Genomic DNA, 13,419 nt, shown 5'->3' with positions numbered 1-13,419 from the left:
AGGTTTTGGACTTTTTAATTTTTAAAATAACCAGTCGTCAAATAAATTTCGACAACTGGCTAGGTGTATACTTTTTCGACTGTAATATCAAAGGATACTAAATATTAGTTTTTACCGAAGAAAGATCTCATCTTCATTTGCAAGTTCATTTTCTAAAAAAACGTTCTTTCATGGGAGTTTAAGAATATTTCTTCACAAAGCAACTTTATTTCAAAGACACAACGATCTTACTACATGCTTTTTATTTATCCCACACGCTCATCTGCTAGTACTACTATTTGTTATGACCAAATTAGCCGTTTCACTCGGATGGTTAAGAGGAAAATGATGACCATATGGAACAAAATCAACCTTACCCAGATGCTTAGGAGCAGAGTAGCCTCTATCAGAATCCCCCCAAATAATGTGAAGATTATACTTTGTTACTTCATTGAAATCACCTTGAATGTTTTTCGATAGTAAACTGTTAAGCTGAACAGTAGTGTTTAAAATTCTAGGAGAAGTAAAACTTTTACCTATTTTTTGAATATAGTGTTCAGGGATGCTCTCCGTATTTTCAAATAAACCATTATTTAATAAATAACGCTCTATTAAATTAGTAGTTGCCAATTTCAATGTCCATTTGTTTATAAATTGAGGAACATTTATTGATTGAGCATTTTTTTTGGCAACAGGTGGCTGAAGTAAAGTAATTGTATACTTCTTATCTATGTACTTTTGTACTAATGCTTCCAAAAGAATATACGCACCAAATGAATGGCCAATTAGATGGGCACCGTTAGTAGCTTTCTCCAATAACTTTTTTACTACATTCAAATAGATATTTAAAAGATTTTTCTCTCGTTTAAAAGGAGAACGTCCCAAACCAGGAAGGTCTATGATCCATACAGGACGACCTGTTTTTTCATGAAGCTCTTTTCCTAAAGGAAATAAATCCTCTCCATCACTCAATAAACCATGTAATAAAATAAACGGTTTCCCCTCTCCTTGTAATTGGTAAAGGGTATTGTTATCGCATAATGTTCGCTCAAATAAATGATAAAGCTCACCATTTTGATACATCAATCGATAATCCAGATCAGCTACTACGGCAGGGAAAAAGTTCATGACACTCGTCTTCTTAAACCGATCTCCCCCCATCATGTTTTTCACCGAACCATTTGAAAATGTTCGTTTTGTCATAAAATTCAGTCCATCAGAAGGAATGTTTGTTATTTTACTTACTCCACTTTTCATTATTGTTTTCATAAGCGGCATTGGAACAGAGATTTTTGGTGCCCGCATATTCATACTTTCCGACATGACACTTAATAATTCAGCAATGTTCGGATCGTTCTCTTTGTCTTCAACAAGTGTATATGTTTGAATAGCTGGCTGCTCCAATTTGAAAACCTGCACAATAAACTTCGCAATCTCATCGTTTGAAATCAGTGGCAACCTATATCCCTTACCTCCAGGAATCACTGGCATGAGCCCTCTTCGCATACTTGTCACAAGCAAACCTAATCCTGCTATCTGCTCTGTACTCCCTGTTTTACTACTACCGACCACAGTTGGCGGATTAATGACAGACAGCGGATAACCTACTGCTGATGCCTGCTGACGGATATATAGATCTGCTAAAAACTTTGTTCTCTCATATGGATTTTTTATTTTTAAAAATTTGTTTCCTTCTTTAAATACATCTATCGCAACCTTGCTATTTTTATCATCAAATGGACTCATATAGCCTACAACATGAATAAATTGCTGCAAGCCCTTTAATTGGTGAATACTTTTAGCTAATTCACTAATATGTTTGGCGCCATTTAAAAAGACGGAAGCGGCCTCTTTACTTGTCGCTTGAATATCCATAGGGCCTCCTGCGTGAATCATCACATCCGTTTTCAATACCCTCTCCTTATCTTCAACACTCAGACCTAAGTCTATTTTCGTTAAATCACCTTCAATAAAGTGCATATTTGCCTCTTTTAAGATGCCTCTTTCCTGAAAAATGCGTGTTGCTTTACTTTTCGATCTCACTAATAGAAGAATTGTAACGTGCTCTTTGGCTAATTCCTCGACTAATTGCTTTCCAATAAAACCTGTTCCACCAGTTAAAAATACGGTTCTCATAAAAAATCCTCCTTGTAGTACTATTTAGTACTAATTTGATGTAAAAAAAATGCTTCTTTTATCGAAGCAAGTTAAACAAATGATCTGCTGTTTTCATGATTACAGTTGCATCCTCCAGTGTTTCTGAAATAAATAGCGCTCCTTCAAGATTTGTAATAAAAAGAGATGCAACCTCGTCAATATTTATTGTCTTTCTAAATTCACCATTCTCTACCCCTTGTTTAAGGAATAGAGAAACTTTCGTTTGTAAGCCTTTAAAAAAAAGACCTATTTTTTCTTTTACTTTTGTGGCATTTGTAGGACTTTGAATATAAAGCGTAATAAATGGACAGCTCCCCTTATATTCTCTCGTCTGAACTCCTTGTGATATTTGCTTTAAAAACAATTTGATACGATCTTCAACTAATAATTGGTTTTGAGATAGTAAGTCATCTATTGCAGATTGATACATTTCAATCCAATAATCAACGACCCCTTCCAACAATTCTTCCTTATTAGAGAAGTGATAATACACATTAGACTTTGAAACTTTACTTACACGAACTAATTCATCCATGCTTGTATAAGCAAATCCTTTTTCTAAAAATAATGTTGCAGCTACTTCAATCACACGTTTTTGATTCATTAATTTTACTTTTGTCATAATTAGAACTATACAGTACTAAAATGGGTGTTGCAAGTATTATTGTTAGTTTAATAAAAAAATTGATCAAAAAAGCTATACCTTAATTGGTTATACTGCTAAAAATTAATCTCATTTTGAACAAAGTTGAATAGAACCCCAAAACTGTTTTGGATGGCTTGCAATTTTTCACTTGTATTATTTTTGTAGTCAATAAAGGAGATGCTTTTATGCCCTTTAAAGATGATTTGCAAAATTGATTCATTCATACCCTTCATTCAATATAAAAACTCCATTTTGATTGATGCTGATCAAAATGGAGTTTTTATTATCCCTAGCTGTTATTCAAACAATGGCATCATATGTTTTCTAATCAATTCAACACGATCCTTGGCACTTGGCATAAAGCGCGAAGCAATCGAAATGACCATCTTCTTTTGAGGATTTATGAATATTACATTTCCACCATCCCCCAAAGCTGCATAGCAATCATCAAGTATCCACCACAAATAACCATAGGTCAGCTTTCCTGATCGACTTTGTACTTTAGTGCTGTCCTCTATCCATTGAGAAGAAAGAATTTGCCGACCGTTCCATACACCCTCATTTAAATAGAGCTGACCTATTTTGGCCATATCCCGGGTTGTTAATGTAAGTCCCCAACCAGCGGTATTTACTTCCTTAGGATCTACTATCCAGCCAGTGACATATTTATCCTTCAGAAAAGCGAAATAGTCTTCTTTATTTTGTATAGTTGTATTTGTGGGAGCTTTGATTGCAAGAGGTTTAAACAAGTTTTCTGTAGCGAAATCAAGAACAGATTGACCAGTGGCAGTTGTAAGAACACCTGATAAAATATGTGTGCCAACGGTAGAATAGTTAAACACCCCAATACTACCTTTGCCCCCTAGCAAATCCAATGCAGCTTTTACCCAGTCATCACTTGAATATACTTTTGTATAAGGCTCCGACTTGTATTTATAGGGTGCAGTCATTGACAACAAATTTGCTATGGTGATGTTTTGAATGGTTTTTTCGCCACGTTTCACTATATAATTTGGAAAAAAATCTAACACATGCTGTTCTATATTTTTCATATATCCTTTATCAATTGCCATTCCAATAAGAATGGAGATGATACTTTTAGTGACAGATGCTATATGCAAAGCATCATCTTGGGTGTACCCATCAAAATATTTTTCGTAAATTAAATGATTATCTTTTCTAATAGCGATGCCTGCTATATTGGAATACTCTTTTTCTATTAAATCTTCAAAGTTATTCATCATTCTGATTGTTAGGGTTTGACACATTGACGTCAGCTATATCAATCCCCATCCTTTCGCTAAAATGAATCATCAATATTGATGTAATAAAGAATAATTTATTATAAAAAATTATTCAATTCTTTTCTTTTTTCCAGCTAGTGTGATAACAAAAAAACGTTAATCCTTGTTCGATTAACGTTACAGTTTCTTTTTATCTATCTTCATTTTCATAATATGCTTCATTCGCATGTTTCTGATCTGTACCTTTAAGGTATGCCAGGATCATTTTAGGACGTTTAAGTAAAACCCAGTCTCCATGCTTATCAAATTTTCTGCTTGAAGTGATCATTCCATTTTGAATTGTTCCGTATTTTTTTCCGTTCTTTTTTCCCCAATCTTTTAATCGTTTAGCAAAATCGGCATCTTCTGCCATGAGCATATTTTCATTAAATCCATTAATTGCTTGAAAATCTTTTTTGTAGCACCAAAAGATGCCTACAGAAATTGCACCATATTTTAAAAATAGTGGTCCAATTAATAACAAAGCTGAAACAAAAATTCCTAAGGACATTCTTTCAAACTTTCCTGTAACGCCCCCGCCAATGTACTTACCTGTGCTTAAGTTCTCCACTGCCTTCGATAACACATGTTCGTTCATCTGTGTATCGGCATCAATTGTGACGATGATTTCACCTCTTGCTATATCAACGCCAGCGTTCCTAATCTTCGAAAGGTTCTTATCGCTATTTTTTAGTAGGATACAATTATACGATTTTGCAATTTCCTCTGTTCTATCTGTACAGCGATTTAAAACAACAATAATCTCTACTTGATTTTCAAAGGATTTGGAAGCCTTTAAAATAGATTCTAAGCATTTTCCAATGTATTTTTCTTCATTATGGGCTGGTATGACAATTGAAATTTTTATATCCTCTTTCTTTTGCACTTCTAAAGAGTTCTCCATGTCGTACATACAGCTCCTCCCTTTTAAATGTCTTCTGCATTTATAAAATAAACCAGCTGATCAGTCCACTTGTTGTCCTCGTATATGAATCCTTTCCTCGTGCATTCATAAAGCATCCCAACATTTTCTGCTAATTTTTTAGATGCCGTATTGTCGAGGTTTATATGAGCTTCTATTCGATGATAATTTAATTTTTCAAATGCTAGATCAATCGCTGCCTTTACAGCCTCTTTACCATAACCTTTTCTCCAAAAATGGTTATGAATGGTATACCCGAACCTAGCCCATTGAAATTCTTCCCTCATAATTGTGGAAAAGTCTACAAAACCAATATGCGTATTATCTGTTTTTCTAAATACGCCAAATACATACACCTTATCATCCTCAGCCATCTGATGATCTTAGTAACTAAATCACGAAACCATTCTTTCGTACAGATGCTCATATCTAATTTACCTTCATCGTATTTATGCTGGGAAGGTAAACGATTTTCATATTGCGTAAGCCAAGAAGAGTAATCTCCCTTTTCCATTAATCGAATAATTAATCGTTCTGTTTTCGTCATTATCTTAGTCAATCGAACACCTCATACCTTTCTAAATAGCGATTCATGGAAGTAGTTTACTAGGCTTCTTCGTCTGCAGAGGGGCCGTAGATGCCTGGTACTGGAATATCGAGAAGTCGCAAGTATACCCCAAGCTGCGCCCGATGATGGACCATGTGGCTTAATCCGAAGGTGCGGAACGCAATTGCTCGAGGCTCTTGACGAATAATATGGTCACCGTGACGGAGTGTCCATTCTTCTCCGAGCGTTTTCTCATCACATTCAGTAAGCATCATTTCCACTTTTCTTACGTTTGTATCGAACTCATCCAGAATGTCAGCTCGCTTTTCTAATGCCTCTCGTCGCAACGGAACGGCGGAAAGATCAAAGTCTAAGTACTGTAAAATAGCCATTTGCCAGTTTAGCAGATTGATTAGGTGCGTGGCCAGACCTCCTAGTGTCATTGATTTCTCATGTGGCCTCCATGTCATATGCTCGTCGGGCAAGCGTTCCAGCATACGACGAGTAGAAGCCAATTCCTGTGTTGTATCCCCAACAATCAATTGTTTAAGCATAAAATCCCTCTCCTCCCTTTTAATCAGCATACTATAAATTCCATTCAAGGGGAAAGCTCTCAGATAAGTTTTTATGCTGTGGTTAAACCTTTTTTTAGACTGTTAGAATATGTAAATAATTTGAGGGTTTTGCAGTTTGAAGAAATGTTCATAAGGGAATATACTAGATTGAACAAAAAGGGGTGAAGACAAGGTGAAAATAAAAACAATTTTGTTGTTAATGATTTGTTCTTTAGCGTTAGTTGCTTGTAACGATCAGAAAGAAGCATCGAAGGTGATAGAAATTCAAGAATTAATTAATTTTGATGAAGTGCAACCCGATACTTTACAAAAAATCTCCGATGCGAAAGATATTAAAATTATAGAAAAAACATTTAAAAAAGCTAGAGAATTCGGTGAGGTCGATAACGAAATTGCTCCGCAGTATAAGATCAAACTAAACGATGATGAATACTATCTATGGATTGATAATACAATCACTGGGACAATAGCAAACGTAAACAGTAGAAATATGTTCTACAATATCCTAGCTACCGATGAATTTAAAGAGGCCATTAATTATCGAGAGCAAAATAAATGATTTTTAAATAATTGTAGCAACGATCTGTACGCAACATAGATTGTTGCTATTTTTTTAGGGTATGTTTCATATTATCTAGCTTCATGTTGCTGGGAATGTTCTCTCCCTTTTTCAACGGATATAGAGCCCCTCCGTATTAGCAACCTTTTCTAATAACTCAAGATTATGTTGGCTGTAAATTAAAAAGGCTAAGCCATTCCCACTAAATACAATATTCTCCTCAGGTAAAATAAAATGTAAATGGAGATGGTCTGAAACAGCTAATTTTATTAGTGAAATTAACATTGTGTATTCATCAATGTTTACAAAAGTTCCTTCTGTAAGATCTTTAGGTGTAATTTTACCCCACTCATTCTTGTAGACTTTATAATACAATTGATCCTTATATAAAGGATCTGGTAAATAATAAAATGCATAAAATTCAGATGATTTTAACCACATCAATTCAAAAAATCTCTCAAATTTTTCTAGGCTTTTCTGGTACGAATGATAATCCTGCGTTTTTTGTTGGAAATCGACCATCTCTAATTTATCGAAGAATACTTCTACTTGACTATATTTTTCATTACTTTTTATCTGATAAGGGTAAATATCAAGTATTTTAGCACTTTCATAATCATACAATTGCTCTAGTAATTCTTCTAATTTTTTACTGTCTTTATTAGTTGCTTCCTTGCAAATACAATCGATTATATTTTTTAAAGACATACCTTTTGACTCCTTTAATTCCTTCTTCAGCACAGCAATGCAACGATCATAGTATACCATCTTTCTATTGTTGCACCATGCCAGCGTTTTACAAGCTATGCAGCTTTTCCTTCTTCCTGATACCAGCCCTCCCCATCTGTCACTAATAAAATTTGTCCAACTTTATGGTAGTGCTTTTTTACACAGTTTAAATAGATGGAATATTTAGATTTTTATTGATGGAATGGAAATGATTAATTATACTTAAATGATTAACGTTCGATTAGAAACAAATAATACTAGAGTATTGGAGAGAGAAGAATGGAAGAATTAAAAGTAGAAAAAGCAATTCAAGATATTTATCCAGATGATATCGCTTGGTGTTATGGGTGTGGCCGTTTGAATGATGATGGTCATCATCTTCGCACGGGGTGGCATGGTGATAAGACGATTACAATCTATACACCTGAATCAAAATATATGGGTATTCCAGGATTTATCTATGGTGGTTTAATTGCTTCATTAATTGATTGCCATGGAACAGGGTCGGCAGCGCTTGCCTTGCATCGTAAAAATGGACATGAAATTGGTGATGGAGCGGAGCCACCTCGATTTGTAACGGCTAACCTTAATGTAGATTTCCTCAAGCCAACACCCCAAGATGTTCCCTTAAAGGCAATTGGCACTGTTGAAGAAATTCATCCGAAGAAATGGAAAGTAGAAACTGAAGTTTACGCGCAGGATACGCTTTGTGCTCGTGGAACAGTAGTTCTTGTAGTCATGCCTAGTACTTTTCTAAATAAAAATGATTAGCATTTTTAATAAGAAGAGCACATCTTATTCATAGATGTGCTCTTCTATTGCGTTTTTAATGGATTCATCATCAAGGAACTGTATTACTAATAACTGTCACAAAGCCATTTCTCGTGGCAGTTTCCATTATCGAATAAATAGAGTCACTGGCAGTTTTGTTAAACTCATACCATTGGTCAACAGCTGCGTCATAAATCAACACGTCTGGCTGTCCAGTCAAAGGTTTATCTGAAGATTGCACCAACGAATAGAGATCATAACGTGCTATGCTACTACCTTCCTTGTTCAGGAAATCATATTGGCCCATTTTATAATAACCCCCAATTACGGTGCTATGGACAGACCAGGTGTAGTCGTTAGGCTGTTTTATCTTCTTGCCCATATTTTTAGTAAATATACGGTGCATTTCTTCCATATAGGCATTGCCATTGATTTGCTCGACTACTCCCCCCATTGTCATGTGGTATTCATGAAGTAATGCTTTCATTTCCACACCCTTAATCATCAATGGCTCTGTATCGATTGAGATCGTTAAATGATCGTAATGAACTTTACAGCCAAAGGTTTCTGCTAGAAAACGTAATGGTACAATGGTGCGTCCATTCTTTAAGTATGGCTTTGCATCCAATAATACCTTTTTTCCATTTACTGTGGCTTTACTACTGTTTAACTTTAAACTGACTTTCATCTCACCTTGGGTCAGTATCACTTGCCCTTCCGACCAATGCACCTTAGCCCCTAAATTTTCACTAATCACGCGTAAGGGTACCATTGTTCGATTGTTTTTTATTTCGGGCTTCACATCCGTTTGTACTGTCATACCGTCCACTTTTAGTTGACTACTAGCTGCTGCAGCAGTTGTGATAGATGTAAGAATGACAATCAACATAAGGAAAATACCTGAACATATTTTTTTCATGATTATTAGCTCCTTTAATTCGCTATCATTACTTCATTCCATATGAACCCTATTATTTCCTTCTGCTATTAGCAACGGTAACAAAAAAATCCTGCATTTTAAGCAGGATTTTTAAGTAAACTTTATGAGGTTTATATATAGGTACGCTATTTCGTACCACTTGCACCAAATCCAGATTCTCCACGGACCGTTTGAGATAATTCATCTACTTCCACTAATTGAATAGAAGGAACAAATTGAATAACCATTTGAGCAATGCGCATTGATTTTTCTACGATAAATGGTTCTTGACCATGGTTGATTAAAATAACACCGATTTCGCCTCTATAGCCTTCATCTATAGTGCCTGGGCTATTCAGTACGGTTACACTATGCTTTAATGCTAGTCCACTTCTTGGTCGAATTTGGGCTTCCGTTCCCTTAGGTAATTCAATCTGTATACCTGTCTTAATGAGTTTGGCTACGCCTGCTGGGATTTCTACTGCTTCTATGGAATAGAGATCCATGCCTGCATCCCCAGGGTTGGCTTGTATCGGTAGCATGGCATCAGCGTGAACTTTTTTAATTTTTACTTCTAGATTCATTGTTCTTCATCCTTAACGATTAAAATTGAATGTGTCATCTGTGATTGGCGCAACTTTTGCCTTCGCATACGTAGCGCCCTTTTGTGAAAAGAAATCATATGTGGAGCCTTCATTACGAATACCATTCATCACAATTGGATTGACTTCCTCTTCTGGGAACATGGCTTCAAAGCCTACATTCATTAAAGCTTTATTAGCATTATAACGTACATATGCTCGCACTTCAGGTGATAATCCTGTTTCCGCATAAATATCATCTGTATACTTCATTTCATTTTGATATAAATCTAATAATAGCTCATAGCCCCATAAATGTAGCTCTTCTTGCTTTTCCTTTGAAAATTGCTTGAATAGATTTTGAGCAAAAAATCCAACTGCTACCCCATGGATAGATTCATCCCGCAAGATGAGTGAAATAATCTCGGCACTGTTTCGTAGGAAGCCTTGTCCTCCTAAGTAGAGTGGATAGAAAAAGCCAGAATAGAACAAGAAAGATTCAAGCATAACGGAGGAGAACATCGCTTTCCATAAGCTCTCTGGGTTGCCTTCTTCAATACTATTATAAATGTCTGCGATTTTATTGGCCTTATACTGTAGAAATTCATTTTTCTTGACCCATTCAAATAGCTCGTCGATTTCTTCGTTTGTACAAAGCGTTGTGAAAATATAAGAATAGGACTTGGCATGTATCGCCTCGAATGCATCAAAAACAGTTAGGACAGCCTTTTCCTGTAAATCGTCTGTATAAGCAGCAACACGATTCATCCCGATATTTGTTTGTACAGTATCCAGTAAGGTTAATCCTGCAAATACTTTTTTATATGTGTCCTGATGCTCAAAGCTTTTCCATTGTTTAATATCTTTACTGACCGCAATTTCTTCTGGAAACCAAATTTGCTTCCATTGCTGGTCCCAAAATATTTGGGCAAGCTCACTTGTTGCCTTATTCCAATTGACTGCCTCATAAATTATATTTGACATGCTACACACTCCTCTAAGCTTTGTAATCGTTGACGAACATAGTAAACAGACTTAATGCCCTTTACCCACGCATAAATGTATACTTTAGCCAATTGTTCGGTTGTCCAATTGTCCGTTACATAAAGCGTCATGGAAATACCTTGGTCAACGTGCTTTTGAGAAGCTGCATATAAATCAATTAAATCATAAGGATTCACATCATACGCCTCCACATATAAATGACTATTGTCATTTGTTAAATGAGGCATTGGATAAATGGTTCTACTATCGGCATAATCACGAACCTCTACGCGCTCTGTACATGGAGCGATTGAAGCCGTACAGCTACGAATATATGAAATACTACCAGTTGGTGCAATAGCCAAACGATAGGAATGGAATAGCCCATATTGCATCACATCTTGCTTTAACGTTTCCCACATCTTGTTCGTAATGATTGGAATATTGCCAAGTGCCTTCAATACAACAGGTGACAATTCTTCCTCAGCTTTATTGATATATTGGTCAAAATAGCTACCAGATGCATAATCACTGTCCTCGAATCGATAGAAGGTTGCAGCTTTTTCTTTTGCCATTTCCATCGAAGATTTCAGTGAATAATAGTTCATCGCTTCCATAAAGTGATCCATGAAATCAATAGACTCTTTAGAGCCGTACAGGATGCCCTCCGTCACCAGATGCCCATGGAGGTTCATACAGCCAAGCCCTACAGAATGCATTAATTGATTGGCTTTTGCAACAGACGGTACATTTTTAATATGCGTCATTTGCGATACATTTGTTAATAGGTGCATCGCTGTATCGACTAATGCGCCGAAATCATTCACTTTACTTGCTGCATGGATATCGATGGAACCTAAGTTACACGATACATCTAATCCATAGTCATTTGGTTGATCCTGATCCGTAATGATACTTGTCTCTTGCACTTGCAGAATTTCTGTACATAGATTGGACATTTTGACACGTCCAATATTTTTTAAAGGATGTACCTTATTGACATTATCATCAAAGATTTCAAACGGGTAGCCTGATTCAAATTGTGCTTTTTTCACCTCTGTATAAAGCTTCCGTGCATTTAAACGTTTAATTTTACGAATTTTTGGGTTATCAAGTAGCTCGTAGTACATGTCTGAAATGGAAAGCTCAGACATACGTTTACCGTATTCTTTAAAAATATCGTATGGGCTAAACAAGACGATATCCTTATCACGTTTCATCAGTTCGAAGAAAATACTAGGTATAATAATCCCTGTTGAAAGGGTTGCGAGGCGAATTTTATCATCAGCATTTGGTTTTTTTGATGATATGAAATTTTCTATGTCTGCATGGAAAATATTTAGATAGACAACACCTGAGCCATTTCGTTGCCCTAACTGATTCGAATAACTGAAAGAATTTTCTAACAGTTTCGCTACTGGGATGACACCACTTGCACGATTTAATATTTCTTTAATTGGATCACCTAAAGGACGTAAATCTGTTAAGTTGACCCCAACTCCACCACCAAGGCGTGATAGCTCTAAACAATAGCCAATATTTTCGGCAATACTATTCATGGAGTCATCCATTGATAACTTAAAGCAGCTGACTAATTCACCACGTGCTTTCTTACCACTATTTAAAGCAGTTGGTGTCGCTGGCTGGTAGGCTTCCATCATTGCTTCGACAGAGCGTTCTGCTAGAGTTGTGTTTCCTTGCGCCAAATACAAAGCAATAATGACAATACGATCCTCATACTTTTCTAAGATCTCTTCCCCGTCACGACTTTTCATAGCATAGCTATCATAAAATTTGCTTGCGCTCATAAAGGATGGGAAGCGGAAATTATAATCATAGGCTTTCTTGTACAGCTTCTTAATAAATTCCATCTCGTACATATCGATAAATGCTTTCTCATAGTAGCCCTCATCAACTAAATAGCGGATTTTTTCCTCAATATCTATAAAATAACGCAAACGTACGTTAACATACTCTAAAAAGTAGCGGCGCGTAGCTTCGCGGTCCTTTTCTAACTCAAGTAATCCAGTTGTACTATAACGATTCAGTACGTCATTATTAAGCTTTAAATAGGTTTTCATCTCATTACCCTCGTTTCATAAAACGTTTGTATTGCTTCGTAATCCGTTTGATTACCTCGTAAATCTAATTTCCTTACTAAGGGTACATGATAGGTAGCGGCGATTTTCTCACCAGCAGCGCCAAATACATGATGGCCGAAATTACTATTGCCACTGGCAACTACTCCTTTACAAAAATCCCTGTTTTTTTCTAAGAAACGTTGTACCTTTGCTGGAATGTCACCTAAACCATCTGTGTAGGTAATTAAAAGATAGGGCTTGTTCAATCGCAATTCCTCCGAGAGCTCGATACATTCTGCCTTTAATTTGGATACAACATTTCGGACATTACCTGTACGACTCGCGTAAACGATCATAGAGCAATCAACTCAATTTGAGAAACAATTTCCTGAACATCTCCTATAAAAGTTTCATTCATCTCTAAAACAGGCACACTTAAAAAACCTGCGTCAATAATCGTTTGCTTTGCCTGTTCATCATGATCGATGTTAACAATTTCAGCTTCAAGTCCTGCACGTTGTAGTTCAGATTTTACCCATAGGCATTTTGGACAAATTGTTTTCGTATAAAGTTTCATAGAAATCCCTCTTTTCATAAAATAAAAAGCCTATCTCCTCTAGAGAGATAGGCTAAATGGAAACGTTAACATACCAAAAATACTGACGTTCCCATCTCTTAATCCCCGA

General features: G+C 36.1%; 14 protein-coding genes and 2 pseudogenes. 2 read left to right on the top strand and 14 right to left on the bottom strand.

The features are described 5' to 3' along the window. Positions 1-258 precede the first annotated feature (258 nt). The 6 genes and pseudogenes from PSR12_RS11700 to PSR12_RS11675 form a co-directional block, all read right to left on the bottom strand. The gene (locus PSR12_RS11700) at positions 259-2,115 is read right to left on the bottom strand and encodes an alpha/beta fold hydrolase (protein WP_274773370.1); all 1,857 of its coding nucleotides are present in this window, start codon (positions 2,113-2,115) and stop codon (positions 259-261) included. A gap of 58 nt (positions 2,116-2,173) precedes the next feature. After that, complete coding sequence (locus tag PSR12_RS11695; protein ID WP_048392738.1) at positions 2,174-2,740, bottom strand: TetR/AcrR family transcriptional regulator; 567 nt, start codon at positions 2,738-2,740, stop codon at positions 2,174-2,176. 338 nt (positions 2,741-3,078) lie between these two features. Then, a complete protein-coding gene (locus tag PSR12_RS11690) occupies positions 3,079-4,023 on the bottom strand; it encodes a serine hydrolase domain-containing protein (protein WP_274773368.1) in 945 nt (314 codons plus the stop codon). Positions 4,024-4,216: 193 nt separating this feature from the next. Further along, a complete protein-coding gene (locus tag PSR12_RS11685; RefSeq protein WP_004229896.1) occupies positions 4,217-4,978 on the bottom strand; it encodes a glycosyltransferase in 762 nt (253 codons plus the stop codon). A 14-nt stretch (positions 4,979-4,992) separates the two neighbouring features. Further along, positions 4,993-5,546, bottom strand: a pseudogene (locus PSR12_RS11680) (GNAT family N-acetyltransferase). Positions 5,547-5,593: 47 nt separating this feature from the next. Continuing rightward, on the bottom strand, positions 5,594-6,088 hold the full coding sequence (locus PSR12_RS11675; protein ID WP_112118638.1) for a DinB family protein: 495 nt from the start codon (positions 6,086-6,088) through the stop codon (positions 5,594-5,596). Positions 6,089-6,281: 193 nt separating this feature from the next. Here PSR12_RS11675 and PSR12_RS11670 point away from each other — a divergent pair, with 193 nt between their 5' ends. Next, complete coding sequence (locus tag PSR12_RS11670) at positions 6,282-6,668, top strand: hypothetical protein (RefSeq protein WP_274773364.1); 387 nt, start codon at positions 6,282-6,284, stop codon at positions 6,666-6,668. Positions 6,669-6,779: 111 nt separating this feature from the next. Here the strand turns inward: PSR12_RS11670 and PSR12_RS11665 are convergent, their stop codons facing one another. Together PSR12_RS11665 and PSR12_RS23880 are read right to left on the bottom strand one after the other, a co-directional pair. Next, positions 6,780-7,376, bottom strand: coding sequence for a hypothetical protein (locus tag PSR12_RS11665; RefSeq protein ID WP_274773362.1), 597 nt, complete (start codon positions 7,374-7,376; stop codon positions 6,780-6,782). A gap of 98 nt (positions 7,377-7,474) precedes the next feature. Then, a pseudogene (locus PSR12_RS23880) lies at positions 7,475-7,549 on the bottom strand (cupin domain-containing protein); the annotation flags it as partial. 127 nt (positions 7,550-7,676) lie between these two features. Here PSR12_RS23880 and PSR12_RS11660 point away from each other — a divergent pair. After that, positions 7,677-8,168 (top strand): PaaI family thioesterase, encoded by a 492-nt coding sequence (locus PSR12_RS11660; protein ID WP_036079148.1) that lies wholly within the window; start codon positions 7,677-7,679, stop codon positions 8,166-8,168. A 70-nt stretch (positions 8,169-8,238) separates the two neighbouring features. Here the strand turns inward: PSR12_RS11660 and PSR12_RS11655 are convergent, their stop codons facing one another. The 6 genes from PSR12_RS11655 to PSR12_RS11630 all read right to left on the bottom strand — a co-directional run bounded on the left by PSR12_RS11655 (position 8,239) and on the right by PSR12_RS11630 (position 13,310). Continuing rightward, positions 8,239-9,087, bottom strand: coding sequence for a copper amine oxidase N-terminal domain-containing protein (locus PSR12_RS11655; protein ID WP_274773359.1), 849 nt, complete (start codon positions 9,085-9,087; stop codon positions 8,239-8,241). Between the two features lie 146 nt (positions 9,088-9,233). After that, positions 9,234-9,671: a dUTP diphosphatase gene (gene dut, locus PSR12_RS11650; protein ID WP_048392753.1), complete on the bottom strand. Its 438-nt coding sequence runs from the start codon at positions 9,669-9,671 to the stop codon at positions 9,234-9,236. A 12-nt stretch (positions 9,672-9,683) separates the two neighbouring features. Beyond that, complete coding sequence (nrdF, locus tag PSR12_RS11645; protein ID WP_004229921.1) at positions 9,684-10,652, bottom strand: class 1b ribonucleoside-diphosphate reductase subunit beta; 969 nt, start codon at positions 10,650-10,652, stop codon at positions 9,684-9,686. Continuing rightward, positions 10,640-12,733 carry a class 1b ribonucleoside-diphosphate reductase subunit alpha gene (gene nrdE, locus PSR12_RS11640; RefSeq protein WP_257522177.1) on the bottom strand — a complete coding sequence of 698 codons (2,094 nt, stop codon included), beginning with the start codon at positions 12,731-12,733 and terminating at the stop codon, positions 10,640-10,642. Before nrdE ends, nrdF begins: the two co-directional genes overlap by 13 nt. Next, positions 12,730-13,089, bottom strand: a complete 360-nt coding sequence (gene nrdI / locus PSR12_RS11635) for a class Ib ribonucleoside-diphosphate reductase assembly flavoprotein NrdI (protein WP_048392755.1) — start codon at positions 13,087-13,089, stop codon at positions 12,730-12,732. Before nrdI ends, nrdE begins: the two co-directional genes overlap by 4 nt. Continuing rightward, entirely contained in the window at positions 13,086-13,310 is a 225-nt protein-coding gene (locus PSR12_RS11630) for a glutaredoxin family protein (protein ID WP_004229925.1), read from the bottom strand. The genes nrdI and PSR12_RS11630 overlap by 4 nt, the downstream gene beginning before the upstream one ends. Between the last annotated feature and the right edge of the window lie 109 nt (positions 13,311-13,419).

Source organism: Lysinibacillus sp. G01H (assembly GCF_028872195.1).
GTDB lineage: Bacteria > Bacillota > Bacilli > Bacillales_A > Planococcaceae > Lysinibacillus > Lysinibacillus capsici.
This window is presented reverse-complemented; position numbering and strand designations above follow the sequence as displayed.